Here is a 17,865-nt window from a genome sequence, read left to right on the forward strand (position 1 = left end):
CCCCGGTATCCCCCAGATCGACGGAGGAGGGAATCGCTCTCCCGTGGACGGGTCCGGGTGCGTGCGGATCAGGGGCCGAGGTGCGACCGGAACAGCCGACCGGGGCAGAAAGGCGTCCGGGCGGCGGAGTGGCGGCTACCCGGCGTCGGCACCCTCGCCGGCCTGGGTGTCGGCGGCGTCCTCCAGTTGGGCCATACGGCGGAAGAGCAGGTCGCGGAAGGAGCTCAGGGCGATGAGCGGCGAGGAGAGGCTCTCCTTCTCCTCCGCCGAGGTCGAGCCCTGCGGCTGCGCCCATGTCACCAGCAGGTAGTGGCCGCTGACGGTGGCCTCCGCCTCGTTGTACCCGGCGCCCAGCGCGGCCGTGCCCTCGTCGTCGCCGGCGCCGGTCAGCACGAAGCCGCCCGCGTCGGAGTCGGGGTCGTCCGGCAGCTCCATGGCGTCGGCGACGGCCCGCGAGCCCTCGGTGTCGGCGAGGTTGAACAGCACCGCCAGCCCGACGTAGTCGTCGGAGGTGTAGGCGCCGCGCGCGGCCTGGGTGCAGCCCGCATCGGCGAGGGCCTGCTTCAGGTCCTCGCCCCACACCAGTTCCGAGCAGTCCTCGGTGAACGTCCGGTCGGCCAGGGTGAACGTGATGCCCTGGCTGCTGATCTCCTCGTCGCGGAAGACCTCACTCTCGTTGAGCGGGCGGCTGTCCACCTCTTGGGAGGCGAGCGCCTCGTTGAGGCCGTCTCCGGAGCCGATGACGGTGTAGGACACCGGGCGGCTCTGCTCGGGCGCGGCCGCGCCCGGCATGAACTGCAGGACCAGGGCGACGACGAGCGCGATCACCGCGACGCCCAGCGCACCGAGCAGGATCGGGATGGCACGCCCGAAGGACTTCCGGCCGGAGCCGCCCGCGTCGCCTGAACCGCCCGCCTTGCCCGGCCGCTCGGGGCGGCGGCGCCGGGAGCCCTTGGGCCGCGGGGACACCGGACCGGCGGTGTGCGCCTCTCCCGCCGCCCCGTCCTCGGGGCGCCGGGGGTCGGCGGCGAGGCCTTCGATGGCCTCGGCGTCGTCGTTTTTCCTCCGCCGACCACGACTGCCAGGCACGGACGATGCAGAAGAAGACACCAGGAACCTCTCGGAAAGCTTACGGGAGAACGGGGTCCTCCCGGTCGGACGGGGGCGGGGGGCCGGCCCGCGGGCGATTCCCCGCGGGTGCGCAAATCCTAGCCTGAGCCGCGGCGCGTGCGAACGCGCTCAGCCCTGCTGCTTCTTGGCGGCCCCGACCTCCTGGTAGACGTAGGTCGCGGCGTCCATGGCCACGACGTTCAGCGCCGCCATGCTGTCGTCGTTCCCGGGGTCGGCACCGTCGGTGCGGGCCACCCAGAACACGGCCAGGTAGTGGCCCATGACCTGCGAGGTGGCCTGGCTGTAGCCCTCGTGCAGGCCCGAGATGCCGTCCTCCAGCGGGAGGATGAACCCGGGCTCGGTGTTCTTCGGGTCGTTGATGTCGAGCGCCGCGGCGACCTTTCCGGCGGCGTCGGCGTCCTGCAGGTCGAAGAGCGTGAACTGCGCCACGAACTCCCCGTCCTGGTCCTGGTAGACGCCGCGGGCGGCCGAGCCGCAGGAGCCGTCGGCCAGCGCCTGCTGCAGGTGCTCGCCCCAGACCACGGCGGTGCAGGTGTCGGTGACCTCGGAGTCGTCGAGGAGCAGCTCGTAGCCCTGCATGCTGAGCTTTTCCGCGGGTCCGAAGACCGCCTGCTCGGTGAGGGGCTGGGCGTCCGTGGGCCGCTCGGCGATGGGCGCGAAGACGTCGGAGCCTTCGGTCTGGCCCTGGTAGAGGCGGGGGACGAGGGTGGGGTGGCCCTTGGGGGGCTCGATGATGGCGTTGGCGCCGTCGCCGTAGCCGCCGACCTCGCCGCGGATGAGCTGGACGATGAGCACGCCCAGCAGTGAGACGAGCGCCACCGCGCACAGGGCGAGCAGGGTGCCGAGCACGACCGTGCCGCGCTTGCGCTGGCTCTGCTCGGCCAGGGTGTAGACCACCTGGTTGGGGCGTTCGCCGAGGACGCTGACGCGCCGCAGCGCTGAGGCGGAGAACTTGGAGACCGGGTCGGTGCGGCCGGAGCCGCGGCGGCCGCGGCCGGTCGCGCCCTTCTTGCCCGCGGATCTGCGCCCGCGACCGGACGAGCCGCGGCCGCGCCTGGACTGCTCCTCGTCGGTCGCGTCGGCGGACTCGGCAGCCTCGGCTGAGTCGTCCGCCGGGTCGGGAACGCATGCGTCAGCAGTGGATTCGTCGTCGGCGACGCCGACGGCACCGCCCTGGTCGGTGCCGTCGTGGACGTGCTCGTCCGGTGCGGCGCGCCGCGCGTCGCGGCGGCCCTTGCGGCCGACGGAGTCGGATCTACTCACGTGTACGTACTCACCCGTTCAGCGGGGCCCGCCGCGGCGCACAGCTGGCGTCGCGGCGGGCCGTCGCGGTCGACTTGCGGCGTTACGGCCCCTTGCTGTCAGAGGTTCCGGAACTCGTCCCACCGTTTCGGGAATCGGTCCCGGTGGACGAGGTGCCCGCGTCCGACCCGCGGGCGCCCGAGGGGCCGCGGTCGTCCGACGAGGCGGGGTCGGTGTCGATCACCTGCGTTCCCACATCGTGCCCGACGGGCACGACGCGCGTCGAGAAGCGGTCCAGCCGCCGCCCGGCCCACACGAAGTAGGCGAGGGCGCCGAGGAACACCAGGAGTGCGGTCCAGTTGTTCAGTCGGAAGCCCAGGATGTCGTTGGCGGGGTCCACGCGCAGGTACTCGATCCAGAACCGACCCACACAGTAGCCCATGACGTAAAGCGCGAAGAGCCGTCCGCCGCCGAGGCGGTCCCCCATCACCCTGCCGATCCAGGCGAGCAGCACGGCGAGTGCGAGGCACCACAGGGACTCGTACAGGAAGGTGGGGTGGTAGGTGAACACCCCCGGTTCCATGCCCGGTCGCAGCACGCCGTTGGGGTAGGGGGAGATCTCCAGCGCCCACGGGACGTCGGTGGGGCGGCCGAAGAGCTCCTGGTTGAAGTAGTTGCCCCAGCGCCCGAAGGCCTGGCCGAGCGGGATGGTCGGGGCGATGGCGAAGGAGAGCTTCGACATCGACAGGCCGCGGCGGCGGGCCACCCACCACACGCCCAGTGCGCCCAGCGGGACCGCGCCCCAGATGCCCAGGCCGCCCTCCCAGATGAACAGCGCCCGGATGGGTTCCCGGCCCGGACCGAAGTACAGCTGGTAGTCGGAGATCACGTGGTAGAGGCGGCCGCCGACGAGGCCGAGGAGCACCGCCGGGACCGCGAGGTCCATGATGGTGCCCTTCTCTCCGCCCATGGCGGCCCACCGGCGCTCTGCCCAGAACACGGCGGCGATGACGCCCGCGAGGATGCACAGGGCGTAGAAGTGGATGGTGAGGGGCCCGATGGGAATCGAGCTCACCGTCGGGCTCGGGATGGCCGCGTAGGTCATGGTGCGGTTCTATTCCTTGGCGTCGGGGGATTCGTCGGTCTGCGGTGCGTCGCCGGAGTCGGGTGCGTCGGCCTCCGGCGCCGCGGGCGCGTCTCCATCGTCCGAGGCCAGCGGCTTGGTGTCCACTTCTCCGGGCGACGCGTCGAGGATCGCCTTCTTGAGCTGCTGGGGGTTGAACGCCTCGTTGCCCAGTTTGCTTCCGTTGATGTAGATCGACGGGGTGCCCTCGAACTTGTCACCGCCCGAGTAGCGGGCGTAGGCGGCGTTGGTGGCCTCCAGGGTCTCCTTGACGTAGGTGCCGTCCATGAAGGAGCCGTCCACGCCGTTGTCGTCGCCCCACGCGATGAGCTCGCCCACGGTCATGGTGGACAGCTCGTTCGTGCCCAGCTCGTCCTGGGCCTTCTTCATCAGGTCCTTGGTGTAGTCGCCGGTGTAGGTGTCGACGACCTTGTCTTCGGCCTCCACCCGCTCGGCGAAGGCCGGGTCGTCGATGCCGACGTCCTCGCCCCAGGACACCAGGTCGTCCACCGAGAATCCGGGCTTGCCCTCGGCCGGCTGGTTCTTGAAGAGGATGTCGTTGTACTCGACGTACTTGCCGTGGTCGGCCGCGGCCCGCGCCGCGGCGGCGGCGCGCAGCGAGTTGCTGCTGATCGGGTCGGGCTGCTGGGAGAAGATGCTCACCGGCCGGTAGTGCACGATCGCCTCGCCGTCGGCCGCCAACTGCTGCAGGGTGCTGCCGGCCGCGGTCTCGAACTGCTTGCAGGCCGGGCACTGGAAGTCGGCGTACACGTCGACCACCGGCGCCTCGGCGCCGCTCTTGGCGAGCACGATGCTGCCGTCCTCCTGCAGGGTCTGCGGTGGGAGGTCGGCGGTCAGCTCGTCGCCGGTGGTGGACTGGGTCAGGAACCAGTACCCGCCGCCGACGACGACCAGGGCGACGACGAGCGCCGCCCCCACGACGCCGACGATCCTGTTGCGTTTGGCGCGCTGCTGCGCCTTGAGCCGCTCCTGCTTGAGTCGCTCGCGGGACGCGCGACGCTCCGCCTTGCCCATCAGCCGTTCACCGTTCTTCATTGGAAAATGTCGTTCCCGGCCCAGCCGGGGATGCCGTTCGGGTTCGGGTGCTCGGGTCCCGAGCGCACCTGGCCGCCTCTCGCGCGGTCGATCCGCGGGGTCCGCAGGGCCCCGGTGCGGGGCGCGGTGCGGCCCTTCCGGGTCAGCGGTACAGGCCGAAGACCCGGTCGAGCGAGAGGGGGGAGCGCGGCCAGATCATGACGATACCGGCCAGCGCGAGGAAGCCGATATCGCGGAGGATGTCCACCCCGTAGGCGGTGTCCTCCGGGGCGACCGGTCCGCCGGTGCCGAAGCAGCCGCAGTCGATGGCGAGGCCGCGCGCCCAGGCCGAGGCGATGCCCGCGATGAACACGATCATCAGCAGGCCCGTCGCCGCACCCACGTACCGGGTGGCCAGGCCGATGAGGAGCAGCAGCGCCAGCGCGAACTCGACGAGCGGCAGCAAGTAGCCGATGAGTTCGGCCATGCCCGGGGAGAAGAGCTGGTAGGCCTCGACCGCCTGGACGGACAGCGCCGGCGGCAGCTTGGTGTAGGCGGCGAAGCCGAGGATCCCGGCCAGGGCGACGCGGCAGACCAGGGTGACCCACGGCTGGGCGGCGGTCCAGCGCCGGGCGAGCGCGGATGCCGGGGCCGGCGCGGCCCCGGGGGGCTGCGCCTCCTGTGTGCCGGAGTCCGGTCCGGACGACTGCTGTGCTTCGGTGTCCACGGCGACTTCCCTGGGGGTGGAGGCTGGTTGATCTGCCCGTTCTCCGCGGGCGACGCTCATGGCGCCCGCATGCCGAGACAGATCTTACTCGGCGTGACCACAGGTCCACAGCGGGCTGTGCGTCCGGTGTGTCCGGCGGCCGTGCACCCGCACTCTAGGCCACCGGACACACCGGGCGGTGTCACCCGTCCACCTCGGGATCGCCGTTCACACCGGATTCTTACTCTCCGGGGCGCCTCACCCGGCGCCGGAGCGGACCCCCGCGGCGAGCTCCTCGGCGAACGCGCGCACCGCCCGCAGACCGGTCTCCAGGTCGGGCGCGTCCAGGACCCGCTGGCAGAACCCGGCGCCGACGATCACCCCGTCGGCGAACCCGGTGACCTCGGCCGCCTGCGCGCCGGTGGAGATGCCCAGACCCACGCAGACCGGCAGGTCTCCCGCGGCCTCCCTGGTCCGCGCGACCAGCTTTTCGGCGCCGCTGCTCAACCGGGTGCGCGCGCCGGTGACGCCCATGAGCGAGGCGGCGTAGACGAACCCGCGGCAGGCGCCGGCGGTGCGGCGCAGCCGCTCGTCGGTGGAGGACTGGGCGACCAGGAAGATCCGGTCCAGCCCGGCGGCGTCGGTGGCGGCGACCCAGTCGTCGGCCTCCTCCGGCAGCAGGTCGGGGGTGATGACTCCGGAGCCGCCCGCGGCGGCGAGGTCGTCGGCGAACCTGGCCGTCCCGTAGCGCTCGATGGGGTTCCAGTAGGACATGACGAGGGCGGCGGCACCGGTCTCCGCGGTGGCGGCGACCACCCGCAGCACGTCGGCGGGGGTGGTGCCCGCCTCCAGGGCGCGCGCGGCGGCGCGCTGGATGGTGGGGCCGTCCATCATCGGGTCGGAGTAGGGCAGGCCGACCTCGACCACGTCGCAGCCCCCGGCCACCATGGCCCGGATGACCTCGATGGAGGAGTCCACGTCGGGAAAGCCCGCGGGCAGGTAGCCGATGAGCGCGGCCCGCCCTGCGGCCTTGGCATCGGCGAGCTTGGCCTGAAGGGTGGTGGGTGCCGTCACGCCTGCTCCTTGTGCTCGTCGATGAGGTCGAAGTACCTCGCGGCGGTGTCGACGTCCTTGTCTCCGCGGCCGGAGAGGTTGACCAGGATGACGGCGCCCGGGCCGAGCTCCGCGCCGATCGTGCGGGCTCCGGCGAGTGCGTGGGCGCTCTCGATGGCGGGGATGATGCCCTCGGTGCGGCAGAGCAGGCGGAAGGCCTCCATGGCCTCGGCGTCGGTGACGGGGGCATAGGTGGCGCGGCCGCTGTCGGCCAGGGCGGCGTGCTCCGGGCCGACCGCCGGGTAGTCCAGTCCGGCGGAGATGGAGTGGCTGGGGATGGTCTGGCCGTGCTCGTCCTGCATCACGTAGGTGCGGGCGCCCTGGAAGACGCCGGGGGACCCGCCGGTGATGGAGGCGGCGTGGCGGCCGGTCTCCACTCCGTCGCCGCCCGCCTCGAACCCGTAGAGGCGCACATCGGTGTCGGGGATGAAGGCGGCGAAGATGCCGATGGCGTTGGAGCCGCCGCCGACGCATGCGGCCACGGCGTCGGGAAGCCGCCCGGTCAGCTCCAGCACCTGGGCGCGGGCCTCCTCGCCGATGACGTAGTGCAGGTCGCGCACGAGCCCGGGGAAGGGGTGCGGTCCTGCGGCGGTGCCGAAGAGGTAGTGGGTGGACTCGACGTTGGCCACCCAGTCGCGGAACGCCTCGTTGACGGCGTCCTTGAGGGTGCGGCTGCCGATGGTGACGGGGACGACCTCGGCTCCGAGCAACCGCATCCGGGCGACGTTGAGCGCCTGGCGGCGGGTGTCCTCCTCGCCCATGTAGACGACGCAGTCGAGGCCGAGGAGGGCTGCGGCGGTCGCGGTGGCCACCCCGTGCTGTCCGGCGCCGGTCTCGGCGATGAGCCGGGTCTTGCCCATGCGCTTGGCGAGCAGTGCCTGGCCGAGCACGTTGTTGATCTTGTGCGAGCCGGTGTGGTTGAGGTCCTCGCGCTTGAGCAGGATGCGGGCGCCCCCGCAGTGCTCGGCGAATCCGGCGGCGTCGGTGATCGGGCTGGGCCGCCCGGTGTAGCTGCTCAGCAGAGCACGCAGGGTGGCCTGGAACTCGGGGTCCACCTTGGCCGTGGACCAGGCCGCCGCGACCTGGTCCAGGGCGGCGACGATCGCCTCGGGGCTGAACCGGCCGCCGTAGCGGCCGTAGTGCCCGCCCGCGTCGGGTGACGGCGACGCGGCCGCGGCGGGTTGCGGGGTCGGTGTCGATGGCATGTGGTGACTTCTCACGGGATTCGGGGCGGTCGGCACGCCGGTGCATCGGACGCGTGCCGACCGGCCGGTGGGCGTCGGTCGGTCCGCGGGCGAGGGGAGCCCGGCGCGGGAGGCGGCTCACCTCCCCTCCGGGCTCCCTAGAGCCATCGGCCGGGTGCGGGCACCGGCCGGCCGCGACGCGGCGTCCAGCGTGAGGGGCGCGTCATCAGTGCCGGTCCCGCAGGGCGGGGTGCGCCCCCGCGGTCACCAGGTCGGCGACGGCTTCGCGCGGGTTGCGCCCGCGCACCAGGCTCTCCCCCACCAGCACGGCGTCCGCCCCGGCACCGGCGTAGGCCAGCAGGTCGTGCGGGCCGCGCACACCGGACTCGGCGATCTTGATGCGGTCGTCGGGGATGAGCGGGGCGATGCGGGTGAAGGTGTCGCGGTCGACCTCCAGCGTCTTGAGGTTGCGGGCGTTGACGCCGATGACGGTGGCTCCGGCGTCCAGGGCCCGCTGCACCTCCTCCTCGGTGTGCACCTCCACCAGCGGGGTCAGCCCCAGCGACTCGGCGCGCTCCACCAGGGAGACCAGGGCGTCCTGTTCGAGGGCGGCGACGATCAGCAGGACGGCGTCGGCACCGTGCACCCGCGCCTCCCACAGCTGGTAGGAGCTGACCACGAAGTCCTTGCGCAGCAGCGGGGTCTCGACCGCGGCGCGGACCGCCGCGAGGTCGGCCAGGCTGCCGCTGAAGCGGCGCTGTTCGGTCAGCACGCTGATCAGGCACGCGCCCCCCGCCGCGTAGTCGCGGGCGAGCGCGGCGGGGTCGGCGATCGCGGCGAGCGACCCCTTGGACGGGCTGGAGCGCTTGACCTCGGCGATGACCTGGACGCCCGGGCTGCGCAGCGCCGCCACGACGTCCTTGGGCCACGGCACCGCCCCCGCCATCTCCTTGAGCCGCTCCAGGGGCGTAGCCGCCTCCCGTTCCGCGAGATCGGCGCGTACCCCATCGAGGATCTCGTCGAGCACGCTCACGTGGGACTGCCCCCTCCAGTTAGCCGGACATCTTGCGGCCGCATTCGGCCGGACGTATCGGGAACCCGGGAGCGGGGCCGAACGGCCCTGTCGCCCGCGCCGATACACGAAAGGCACAGCACCCCGCTCGGGCTCCGGTGAGACCGGGGGTCCTGTGCCTTCGATCGTAGCCGTGTTCCGGGTGAGGGCCACCACCGCCCTCCCCGTGTGTGTCACCCCGGTGCGAGGAACGACGCGAACGGCAGGTTGCGCACCACCCAGAAGGTCAGGATCACCCCGAGCAGCAGCCACAGCCAGAAGGGGTGTGCCATCTTCACCCGACCGGTCGGCGGACGGACGGCGTAGTAGACCCACTGCCCCCAGGAGTATGCCAATACCGGGATCAGGGCGACCGTCAGGACGTTCATCTGAAGGGCGCCGACCAGATCGAGGTTGGTGAGCGCGTTGACGGCCCGCATGGTGCCGCAGCCGGGGCAGAACGTGCCGGTCAGCATCAGCCACGGGCAGGTCGGGTAGTGCCCGGGCTCGTGCGGGTCGACGAAGTGGACCATGACCGCCCCGGCGATGCCCACCGCGCCCAGCAGCAGCGGCCCGGTGGCGGGGTGCATGCGGCGCCGGATCCTGGTGAGGAGCGGGGTGTCGGTCATGGGTGCTCCCTGCTGTCCACGGATTCGCACGGGCCGTCAGAGTTCGCCGGTCACGGCGAGGATGGCGGACGCGGCGCCGAATACCACGACGAAGAGCACCGGCACCGAGATCACGGAGGCCAGCGTCCACTTCTTCGCTTTGTCGGCGGAGTCCTGGGCGCCCGCGTAGTCGCCGGTGTTCCACTTGTCGTTGACCTGTGCGGCGAAGACGATACCCACGATGCCGAAGGGCAGGCAGCAGAAGATCGTGGCGAGGATCGAGGGGACCAGCCAGTTGGACGGCGGGGCGCCACCGGGAGGCGGGCCGTAACCGGCCGGGGGCGGCGGGTAGCCGCCGGGGGGTGGACCGTAGCTCATGGGTGTCTCGTCTCTCTCGACGCCCTCGAAGACGGGGTGGCGAGCGCTCTCCTTGCGGGGAACGGCTCCGGTACCGGCCGCACGACGCGGCGGCACCGGAGCCGGACCCGGTGTCACGGCAGGGGTTCTAGTACGTGCTGTACGTCGCGGTCGTGACCGCCGAACCCATCATGACGAAGAACCAGATGGTCCAGAAGATCGCCGAGACCACACCCAGCCCGACGGCGATCAGCGTCCACATCTTGGCCTTGCCGGCGGAGTCCTGGGCACCCGCGTAGTCGCCGATGTTCCACTTGCTGTTCACCTGCGTGGCGAAGATGATGCCGACGATGCCGAAGGGCAGGCAGCAGAAGATCGTGGCGAGGATCGAGGGGACCAGCCAGTTGGACGGCGGCTGGCCGCCGCCCATCGGCTGGTGCATTCCGGGGTAGCCGCCGGTACCGCCGGGCGGCGGGGGCGGGCCGTAGCCGCCACCGGGCGGGGGCGGCGGAGGGGAACCGGGGGGAGGACCGTAACTCATGCTCGGTGTGTCTTCCTGACGACGGAATAAGGATGCTGCCTAATCCGCGGGCCATAAGAAGCGCACCAACAGGGGTCAGGGCTGGGGGGACAGCGCCTCACGCGCATCGCGGGCAGATAGGGATCATGCCAGATCTTGTCCCGCAAAGCCGACGGCATGCGGCGGTGGACGTGCACTGGCGCCGCCCATTTACCCACATGAGACCGGATTCGTCCACTTCCCGATGCGCCACCGTTACTTGGCGGCGGCGGTGGCGGGCTCCTTGTCGCCCTCTTCGTCTCCCTTGGTGTCCTCGGCCTTGCCGTCGGTGGTCGCGGCGGCGCGCTCGGCCTCCCACTCCTCACGGGTCTGCGGCGTCGGGCGCGGCTCGGTGCGGCCCATGCCCGCCTTCTTCATCACACCGGCGATCACGGCGAAGATGACGCTGGCGACCAGGGCGATGACCGTCCACAGGACGACCTTGCCGTCGGCGACGATGATGGCCACACCCGCGATGGTCCAGACCACGATCCAGGAGAGGGTCAGGAACCACGCGGCCAGCGTGTTGCCGTGGTCTTCGTGTGCTTCGTCGTGCTGTGCGTCGGCCATTCAGTTCTCCTTCGAATCCGCCGAGTCCGCGTCGCGGTCGTGCTGTGGCACACCGGACGGCGCCGTGGCGCCCCTCCCGGGCGCGGCGCTGTCCGATGCGGGGTCCAATGTGGGGTCGGTGCCGTTGTCGAGCGACTTCCACAGCTCGGCGGGGTCACCGGCGCGGGCCGTGCTCGGGGCACTGTGGCGATCGTACCTGCTGCCCATGCCGGGCCAGGCAGCACCCCGGATCACCGCGGCGGCACCGGCGGCCAGCAGGAGCACCGCGCCGATGGTGGCCACAACCGGCCACTGTCCGACCAGGTCGAGCGTGCTGAGGTCGCCGCTGGCGGTGGTCTGGTCGGCGGCCGCGCGGGCCAGCGTGTCGGGGCGTGTGCCGCGCCACAGGTCGTAGGCGGCGGTGGCGCCGAAGATCACGATGAGCGCGCCGACGGCGCGGCGCGCCCAGCCGCGGGTGGCCAGCAGCGCGCCGAGCGCGGCGAGCGCGGCCCAGCCGAGGGCTGCGGCCGCGGGCGCGACGTCGGAGCCGCCGAGTTCGACCGGGGCGGGTGCCGAGGGGCCGGGCACGGCCACCTCTCCGGTGGCCCAGGTCTGGGCGGCCGCGGCCAGCAGGGCGACCGCTCCGGCGGCCGTGGCGGCCAGGCCGATGCCGAACTCCCGGCGCACCCCGCGCCCGGCGCCCGGCGCGGCGCCATCCGCGTCGCGCCCTCCGGGCGCGGGCGGACGCGCCGGTCCGCTCACCTCCGGCGTGCTCACGCGCCCTCCCCCACCAGCGGAAGCGGGTCGGCGTCGAAGCAGGTGCGGGCACCGGTGTGGCAGGCCGCCCCGGTCTGGTCGACCTTGATGAGCAGGGTGTCGCCGTCGCAGTCCAGGGCGGCGGAGACGACCCGCTGCACGTGGCCGGAGGTCGCGCCCTTGACCCAGTACTCCTGGCGGCTGCGCGACCAGTAGGTGGCGTCGCGCGTGGCCAGGGTGCGGTGCAGGGCCTCGTCGTCCATCCACGCGAGCATGAGCACCTCGCCGGTGTCGTACTGCTGGACGACGGCGGGCACCAAGCCGTCGGCGGTGCGCTTCAGGCGTGCGGCGATGGCGGGGTCCAGGTCCGCAGCGGGCCCTGGTGCGCCGCTGGGTCCGGGGGCACTCGTGCTCATGGCTCCCAGCCTATGGGCGGGTCGGCGGAGGTCGTCGCAGGCCCCGGGGGCGCGGGCGCGGTCGGCGGGTGACAATGGCCATAGGCCCGCCCGCTCGGGGGCGAAGGCGGGCGCGCAGCCGACTAGGGTTCCATTGCCCGGCCGTGCGCGGGCCGGTGCGCCGCCCGCCGCCGGGGGCGGGTGCTCCGTCATGTTCGACCCAGTCAGGAGTGCTGTGACCGCCGAGTTGCTCTCCGCCGACCTTGCGGGCAAGGCCGGGGCGATGTCCGCGCTGGCCGACCGGCTGACGCGCCGCGACCCCTATGCCGCGCTGCCGTCCCTGCTGGACGACGAGCCGGCCGGGGTGCTGCTGCTGGGGACGGGCGGGGCGCGCTACGCGTGTGCGGCGGCCGCGGAGCGGATGCGCAGGGCCGGGCTCGGGGCGGTCGCGGAGTACGCGTCGACGACGGCGTCGCTGCCTCCGGGGCCGGACACGCTGGTGGTGGCGGTGTCGCTGGGCAGCGGGCTGCGGGAGCTGTGTACGGCGCTGGACTCCTATGTGGAGCGCTCGGCGATCATCGTGCTGTGCGACGACCCGGACTCCCCCGTGGTGCGCTACGCCGACGTCCTCGTCCCCCTGCTCGCCGGGCCCGAACGCAGCGGACTGGCCTGCCGCGGCTACACCAACGCGTTGGCGCTGCTGCTCCTCCTCGGCCACCGGTTGGGGGCGCCGGGCGCCTCCGCCGACCTGGGCCAAGCGCTGCGCCGCAGCGCCAATGCCGTCTCGGACCTGGTGGAGCGCGCGCCGAGGTGGGTGCCGGAGGCGGCCGCGGCGCTGGACTCCCCCGACGGTGTGCATTTCATCGCACCCGTCGACCGGCTGTGCTCGGCGCACCAGGCGGCGCTGGCCGTCCGGCAGGGGCCGGTCGTGGCGGCGCACGCGGCCGAGTCGGCCGAGTGGTCGCACACCGGCCGCCACCTGGCCGCGATCTCCGACTACCGGGCGGTGCTGTTCGCGGGGTCGCACTACGACGACCGGGTGGCCGAGCACCTGCTGCAGCTCCGGGGCGCGTTCGCGGCCGTGGGCGCGGAGGTGGAGGGCGCGGCCGTCGAGGTGCGCTACCCGGGTGACTCCGACCCCGACGTCCGGCTGCTCACCGAGCCGGTGGTCGGCGAGCTGCTGGCCGCCCACTGGTGGGCCGAGCGCGGCGTGTGAGGCCGCGGAGGCGGCTGCGGCCGCCCCCGCGGTGGTGTCAGGCCGAACTGCGCACCCATGAGGCGTGCAGGTCGGCGTAGATACCGGGCCCGGCGACCAGCTCGGTGTGGGTGCCACGCTGCACGATGCGCCCGGCGTCGAACACGAACACCTCGTCGGCGGCCTCGGCGGTGGAGAGGCGGTGGGCGATCGCCACCGACGTCCGGCCGTGGGTGAGGCGGTCCAGGGCGCGCTGGATGCGCACCTCGGTGTGCGGGTCGACGGCCGAGGTGGCCTCGTCGAGGACCAGCAGGTCGGGGTCGGCGATGTAGGCGCGCACGAGCGCCACCAGCTGCCGCTCGCCCGCCGACAGGGATTCGCCGCGCTGGCCGACGGGGGTGTCGAGCCCGTGCGCGAGCCCGCCGAGCCAGTCGGCCAGGCCGAGTTCGGTGATAGCCGCCTCCAGCTCGGCGTCGGTGGCCTCGGGGCGGGCGAAGCGGATGTTGTCGCCCAGCGAGCTGTCGAAGAGGAAGCCCTCCTGGGGGACCATCACCACGCGGCTGCGCAGTGAGGAGAAGGCGACCTCGCGCAGGTCGACGCCGTCCAGCAGGACGCGGCCGTGCAGCGGGTCCATCAGCCGGGTGAGGAGCTTGACGAAGGTCGTCTTACCGGACCCGGTCTCCCCCACCACGGCGACCCTGGTGCCGGGGCGGATCGCCACGTCGACGTCGTCGAGGACGGTGGGGCCCTCGGGGTAGGCGTAGGAGACGGCGTCGAAGCGGACGGACACCGGGCCGCGCGGCAGCTCCCGGCCGGCCTCGCCGGGGTCGGCGATGTCGGGGACGGTGTCCAGGACGCCGAGGACGCGGCGCCACCCGGCGATGGCGTTCTGCGCCTCGTTGAAGATCTCGGTGGCCAGCATCATCGGCATGACGAACAGCGTCACCAGGAACAGGAACGCCACGAGTTCGCCGGGGGTGATGCCGCCGCCGATACCGATGAGGATGCCGACCACCACCACGGCGGCCATGCACAGTGCGGCGACGAGCTCGGCGAACGGCGAGACGGCCATGGACAGCCGCTGCGCCTTCACCTGGGCGGCGCGGGTCGCCAGGACGGTGTCGTCGATGCGGCGCGCGGTGCGCTGCTCGGTGCCGTGCGCGCGGATGACGGCGGCGCCCATGACGGTCTCGCCGATGGCTCCGAGCATGTCGCCGGTGCGCTCGCGCACCCTCAGGTAGGCCTTGGACAGCAGTTTCTGCAGCCAGCGGACGCCGAACATCAGCGGCAGGAAGCAGACCCACACCAGCAGGGTGAGCTGCCAGGAGTAGACCGCCATCAGGGTGGTGGCCACGGCGAGCTGTCCGACGCTGATGATCAGCAGCAGGCCGCCCCACTGCATGAACGTGGAGATCTGGTCGACGTCGGCGGTGACTCGGGAGACCAGGGCGCCCTTGCGCTCGCTGTTCTGGGTGAGCACGGACAGGTCGTGCACGTGCCGGAACGCCTTGCGGCGCAGTGTGGCCAGCCCGGACTCGGTGGCCCGGTACAGCCGCAGGTTCATCAGGTAGGAGCAGACCATGGTGACGAGCAGCAGCACCGTGCACAGGGCGACCGTGGTGGCGACGAACCGCAGGTCGGGGCCGCTGCCGTCGGTGCCGATGCCGTTGTCGATGATCTGCTGGACGGCCAGGGGGACGACGACCTTGCCGGCGGTGGCCACGACCGCGAACAGCAGGGTCAGCCACAGCCCGCGGGTGAACTCCGGGGACAGCCGCAGTCCGCGGCGGATGGTGCCCAGCGCGGAGTCGGTGGAGCGGGTCAGTGCGGTGGTGCCCGCGGGGTCGTGGCCCGCCGGCCGGTCGGTGTCGCGCCGGGTGGGGGTGTCGGCTGGGGCGCTCAACGCACGATCTCCTCGGACGTGTCGACGTTCTGGGCGCGGCCGGTCGCCTGCGCCTCCCTCTCCTCCGCGGCCCGCTCGTAGGCGGTCACCAGGCGCTGGTAGCCGGGCGACCGGTCCAGCAGGTCGCTGTGTGTGCCGCGGTCGCGCACGGTGCCCTGCTCCAGGTAGACGACCTCGTCGGCGAGCTCGATGGTGGCCCTGCGGTAGGCCACGACGATGACGGTGGCGGTGAGGTCGGTGTCGCGCAGCCCGGCCAGGATCTGCGCCTCGACCTGGGGGTCGACGGCGGAGGTGGCGTCGTCCAGGATGAGCAGGCGGGGGCGGCGCACCACGGCCCGGGCCAGGGCGAGGCGCTGGCGCTGGCCGCCCGAAAGGCTGGTGCCGCGCTCGCCGAGGCGGGTGTCCAGTGCGTCGGGCAGGGCGGCGACGAAGGAGTCGGCGCGGGCCAGGCGGAGGGCGGCCCACACGTCCTCGTCGGGCACGTCGGCGCCGAGGGTGATGTTGTCGCGGACGGTGTCCTCGAACACGAAGGTCGACTGCGGGACCAGCGCGGCGGCCCCGGACAGCTGCCCGCGTTCGAGTTCGCGCACATCGGTGCCGTCGTAGCGGATGGTGCCGGTGTCGGGGTCGACCAGGCGCATGAGCAGGGTCGTCAGGGTGGACTTGCCGGATCCGGTGGGGCCGACGAGGGCGACGGTGCGGCCGGGTTCGATGTCGAAGGAGACGTCGTGCAGCACGGTGGTGCGGGGTGTCGTCCCCGCGGCGGTGTCGGCTTCGGCCAGGTCGCGGCCGCTGCTCTCGCCGGGCTCTGTGTAGCCGTCCTCGTAGGAGAAGGACACGCCGCTGACGCCCACGCGGATCCCGCCGGTGCCGTCCAGCCGGGCGTCGCCGTGCTCCATTCCGCCCTCGGCCTTGAGCACGTTCTGTACCCGGTCCCAGCCGACGACGCTGCGCGGGAGGTCGCCCAGGAGCCAGCCGAAGGAGCGGATCGGCAGGCTGAGCAGGGTGAACAGGTAGGCGATCTGGACGAGGTCGCCGGGCGCGATCGCCCCGGTGGACAGGCGCCACATGCCGACCATGAGCACGGCCAGGACGCCGAGGTTGGGCAGGGTCTCCATGACGGGGTCGAACATGGAGCGCATACGCCCGACCTGGATCTGGGCGTCGCGGAGCCGGTGCGCGGCGGCGGTGAACCGTTCGGTCTCGGTGTCCTCGCGGCCGAGGGTCTTGACGACCAGCGCGCCGTCGAAGGACTCGTGGGCGACCTCGCTGACCTGGGCGCGCAGCGCCTGGGCGCGGGTGGCCATGGGGGCGACGCGGCGCTGGAAGGCGACATTGGCGGCGAACAGGAGGGGGAAGACCACGAAGCCGACGAGGGCGAGGATCGGGTCGGTGACGAACATGGCGACGGCCGCGACCAGGAGCAGGAAGACACTGCCGACGACCATGGGCAGGGGGGCCAGCGGCTGCCAGGCGGCTTCGACGTCGGCGTTGGCGTTGGACAGCAGCTGCCCGGTGGGGTGGCGGTGGTGCCAGGCCAGGGGGAGGCGGAGGTACTTGCGGGCGACCTCGCGGCGGTAGCGGGCCTGCATGCGGAACTGCATGAGCCCGGCGAACAGCCGCCGGGCGCCCAGTCCGATGGCCTTGAGCACGCCGATACCGATGAGCAGGGCGGCCGCCGCCGTGAGTGCGGCGGCGGTGGTGCGGCCCTCGGCGAAGGCGGGGAGGATGGTGGCGTCGGTGATGTGGCCGAGAACGGACGCTGAGCCGACGGTGACGACCGCGTGCAGGGAGGCTCCGGCGACGGCGACGGCGCAGACCCCGGGTTCGGTGCGCATGGCGACCCACAGCACCCGCATGCCGCGCCGGAACACCCCGGAGTCGGGCCTCGGCCCCGTCGTGCTTCCGTCGGACATGCATGACCCCCACTTGATCGGCGACCCCGGAAAACAGCGCATGCCATCCGGTGACAGGACGGCATGGGCGGTGACAACCTACTCCGCGTGGCGGTGCGGTGGACACCGATTTCTTCAGCACCGGGCGGGGCCGTGCTATTCCGCCGGTAATGACCGCAGGTGAGCGGGGGTGCACCGAGGACGCACGGGACGGGCCGGGCCGCCCGTAAAGGGCGGACCGGCCCGTCGTCATCGGTTGCGGCGGGTGGCCGGATGCCGTCAGCGGTAGGCGATGACCAGGTAGGTGAAGGTCTGCAGGCCGACGATTCCGTCGACCGCGATGTCCTGCGCCCTCTGGAAGTCACGCACGGCGCCTTCGGTCAGGGGACCGAAGATGCCGTCCACGTCGAGGCTGTAGCCGTGGCCGCGGTTGAGCCCGTCCTGCACCGCGCGGACCCGGTCCGAGGCCGGTGCCCTGTCGTCCCTGCCGACGTTTCCGAAGAGGTGGCGCATCTGCACCCAGGTCGCGTCGTCGACGTCGGAGATCGGCCGCAGGTAGTAGTCCGCCTGGAACGCCTGGACGGCGCGGCGGAGGCCGATGCCGAAGTTGTCATCGATCCGGCCGACGGTGTACCCGAGGTGCCGGAGCACGTACTTGACGAATGTGACGCGCCACTGTGGGTCCATGCCCTCCCACAGCCAGATCCACCAGCTCGGCCAGAACGTCACCGGGCTCTCCGCGGCTCTGGCGGCTACGGGTGCCCTCCCCATTCCCGACATGTGAGATCCCCCTTCTCACCTGCACGCTCACTGCGTGTGTAGGGGGGATGCCCGGCTGGACACGGCGGTTGGCAGGATGTCGGGAAATACCACCACACCGCCATAGAGCACTTACTTTCGCACGCTCGCCGCGGTGGCCGGCCGTGCGTCCGGCGGCACGGGCGGGGCGGGTGGTGGAGGCGGTGACGCATCCCGGGCAGGTGGCGCGGGATTGGCCTGGTCGGCACGGAACGGGCCGGGCCGCCCGCATCGGACGAAACGGCCCGTCGGTACCGGGTGCGGT

General features: G+C 72.5%; 18 protein-coding genes. 1 reads left to right on the forward strand and 17 read right to left on the reverse strand.

The window, feature by feature from the left end; all coding sequences use genetic code 11:
* Positions 1–135: 135 nt before the first annotated feature.
* From HNR23_RS12085 to hisI, 14 genes are all read right to left on the reverse strand, one after another.
* Positions 136–1,089: a hypothetical protein gene (locus tag HNR23_RS12085; RefSeq protein ID WP_184075670.1), complete on the reverse strand. Its 954-nt coding sequence runs from the start codon at positions 1,087–1,089 to the stop codon at positions 136–138.
* Positions 1,090–1,239: 150 nt separating this feature from the next.
* Positions 1,240–2,394 carry a hypothetical protein gene (locus HNR23_RS12090; RefSeq protein ID WP_184075671.1) on the reverse strand — a complete coding sequence of 385 codons (1,155 nt, stop codon included), beginning with the start codon at positions 2,392–2,394 and terminating at the stop codon, positions 1,240–1,242.
* 82 nt (positions 2,395–2,476) lie between these two features.
* Entirely contained in the window at positions 2,477–3,478 is a 1,002-nt protein-coding gene (gene lgt, locus HNR23_RS12095; RefSeq protein ID WP_184075672.1) for a prolipoprotein diacylglyceryl transferase, read from the reverse strand.
* A 9-nt stretch (positions 3,479–3,487) separates the two neighbouring features.
* A complete protein-coding gene (locus HNR23_RS12100; protein WP_184080232.1) occupies positions 3,488–4,531 on the reverse strand; it encodes a DsbA family protein in 1,044 nt (347 codons plus the stop codon).
* 163 nt (positions 4,532–4,694) lie between these two features.
* Positions 4,695–5,258, reverse strand: a complete 564-nt coding sequence (locus HNR23_RS12105; RefSeq protein WP_343070532.1) for a MauE/DoxX family redox-associated membrane protein — start codon at positions 5,256–5,258, stop codon at positions 4,695–4,697.
* Positions 5,259–5,495: 237 nt separating this feature from the next.
* A complete protein-coding gene (gene trpA / locus HNR23_RS12110) occupies positions 5,496–6,311 on the reverse strand; it encodes a tryptophan synthase subunit alpha (RefSeq protein ID WP_184075674.1) in 816 nt (271 codons plus the stop codon).
* Positions 6,308–7,555, reverse strand: coding sequence for a tryptophan synthase subunit beta (trpB, locus tag HNR23_RS12115; RefSeq protein WP_184075675.1), 1,248 nt, complete (start codon positions 7,553–7,555; stop codon positions 6,308–6,310). The genes trpA and trpB overlap by 4 nt, the downstream gene beginning before the upstream one ends.
* A 205-nt stretch (positions 7,556–7,760) precedes the next feature.
* The gene (gene trpC, locus HNR23_RS12120) at positions 7,761–8,567 is read right to left on the reverse strand and encodes an indole-3-glycerol phosphate synthase TrpC (protein WP_184075676.1); all 807 of its coding nucleotides are present in this window, start codon (positions 8,565–8,567) and stop codon (positions 7,761–7,763) included.
* A 212-nt stretch (positions 8,568–8,779) separates the two neighbouring features.
* On the reverse strand, positions 8,780–9,214 hold the full coding sequence (locus tag HNR23_RS12125; RefSeq protein WP_184075677.1) for a DUF2752 domain-containing protein: 435 nt from the start codon (positions 9,212–9,214) through the stop codon (positions 8,780–8,782).
* A 36-nt stretch (positions 9,215–9,250) separates the two neighbouring features.
* The gene (locus HNR23_RS12130) at positions 9,251–9,571 is read right to left on the reverse strand and encodes a CD225/dispanin family protein (protein ID WP_184075678.1); all 321 of its coding nucleotides are present in this window, start codon (positions 9,569–9,571) and stop codon (positions 9,251–9,253) included.
* 127 nt (positions 9,572–9,698) lie between these two features.
* Positions 9,699–10,091 (reverse strand): CD225/dispanin family protein, encoded by a 393-nt coding sequence (locus tag HNR23_RS12135; RefSeq protein ID WP_184075679.1) that lies wholly within the window; start codon positions 10,089–10,091, stop codon positions 9,699–9,701.
* Between the two features lie 234 nt (positions 10,092–10,325).
* Positions 10,326–10,679: an HGxxPAAW family protein gene (locus tag HNR23_RS12140; protein WP_184075680.1), complete on the reverse strand. Its 354-nt coding sequence runs from the start codon at positions 10,677–10,679 to the stop codon at positions 10,326–10,328.
* Positions 10,680–11,435, reverse strand: coding sequence for a Trp biosynthesis-associated membrane protein (locus tag HNR23_RS12145; protein WP_343070534.1), 756 nt, complete (start codon positions 11,433–11,435; stop codon positions 10,680–10,682). It lies immediately after the preceding gene.
* Positions 11,432–11,830, reverse strand: a complete 399-nt coding sequence (hisI, locus tag HNR23_RS12150) for a phosphoribosyl-AMP cyclohydrolase (RefSeq protein ID WP_184075681.1) — start codon at positions 11,828–11,830, stop codon at positions 11,432–11,434. The genes HNR23_RS12145 and hisI overlap by 4 nt, the downstream gene beginning before the upstream one ends.
* Before the next feature lie 214 nt (positions 11,831–12,044).
* On the opposite strand from hisI, the gene HNR23_RS12155 reads away from it, so the two are divergent.
* Positions 12,045–13,025 carry an SIS domain-containing protein gene (locus tag HNR23_RS12155; RefSeq protein WP_184075682.1) on the forward strand — a complete coding sequence of 327 codons (981 nt, stop codon included), beginning with the start codon at positions 12,045–12,047 and terminating at the stop codon, positions 13,023–13,025.
* 37 nt (positions 13,026–13,062) lie between these two features.
* On the opposite strand, the gene HNR23_RS12160 is transcribed toward HNR23_RS12155, so the two are convergent.
* The 3 genes from HNR23_RS12160 to HNR23_RS12170 all read right to left on the reverse strand — a co-directional run bounded on the left by HNR23_RS12160 (position 13,063) and on the right by HNR23_RS12170 (position 17,531).
* Complete coding sequence (locus HNR23_RS12160) at positions 13,063–14,907, reverse strand: ABC transporter ATP-binding protein (protein WP_184075683.1); 1,845 nt, start codon at positions 14,905–14,907, stop codon at positions 13,063–13,065.
* The gene (locus tag HNR23_RS12165; RefSeq protein ID WP_184075684.1) at positions 14,904–16,823 is read right to left on the reverse strand and encodes an ABC transporter ATP-binding protein; all 1,920 of its coding nucleotides are present in this window, start codon (positions 16,821–16,823) and stop codon (positions 14,904–14,906) included. The genes HNR23_RS12160 and HNR23_RS12165 overlap by 4 nt, the downstream gene beginning before the upstream one ends.
* Positions 16,824–17,081: 258 nt before the next feature.
* Positions 17,082–17,531: a peptidoglycan-binding protein gene (locus tag HNR23_RS12170; protein WP_184075685.1), complete on the reverse strand. Its 450-nt coding sequence runs from the start codon at positions 17,529–17,531 to the stop codon at positions 17,082–17,084.
* Positions 17,532–17,865 lie beyond the last annotated feature (334 nt).

The organism is Nocardiopsis mwathae, from assembly GCF_014201195.1.
In the GTDB taxonomy this organism is placed as follows: Bacteria; Actinomycetota; Actinomycetes; order Streptosporangiales; family Streptosporangiaceae; genus Nocardiopsis_C; species Nocardiopsis_C mwathae.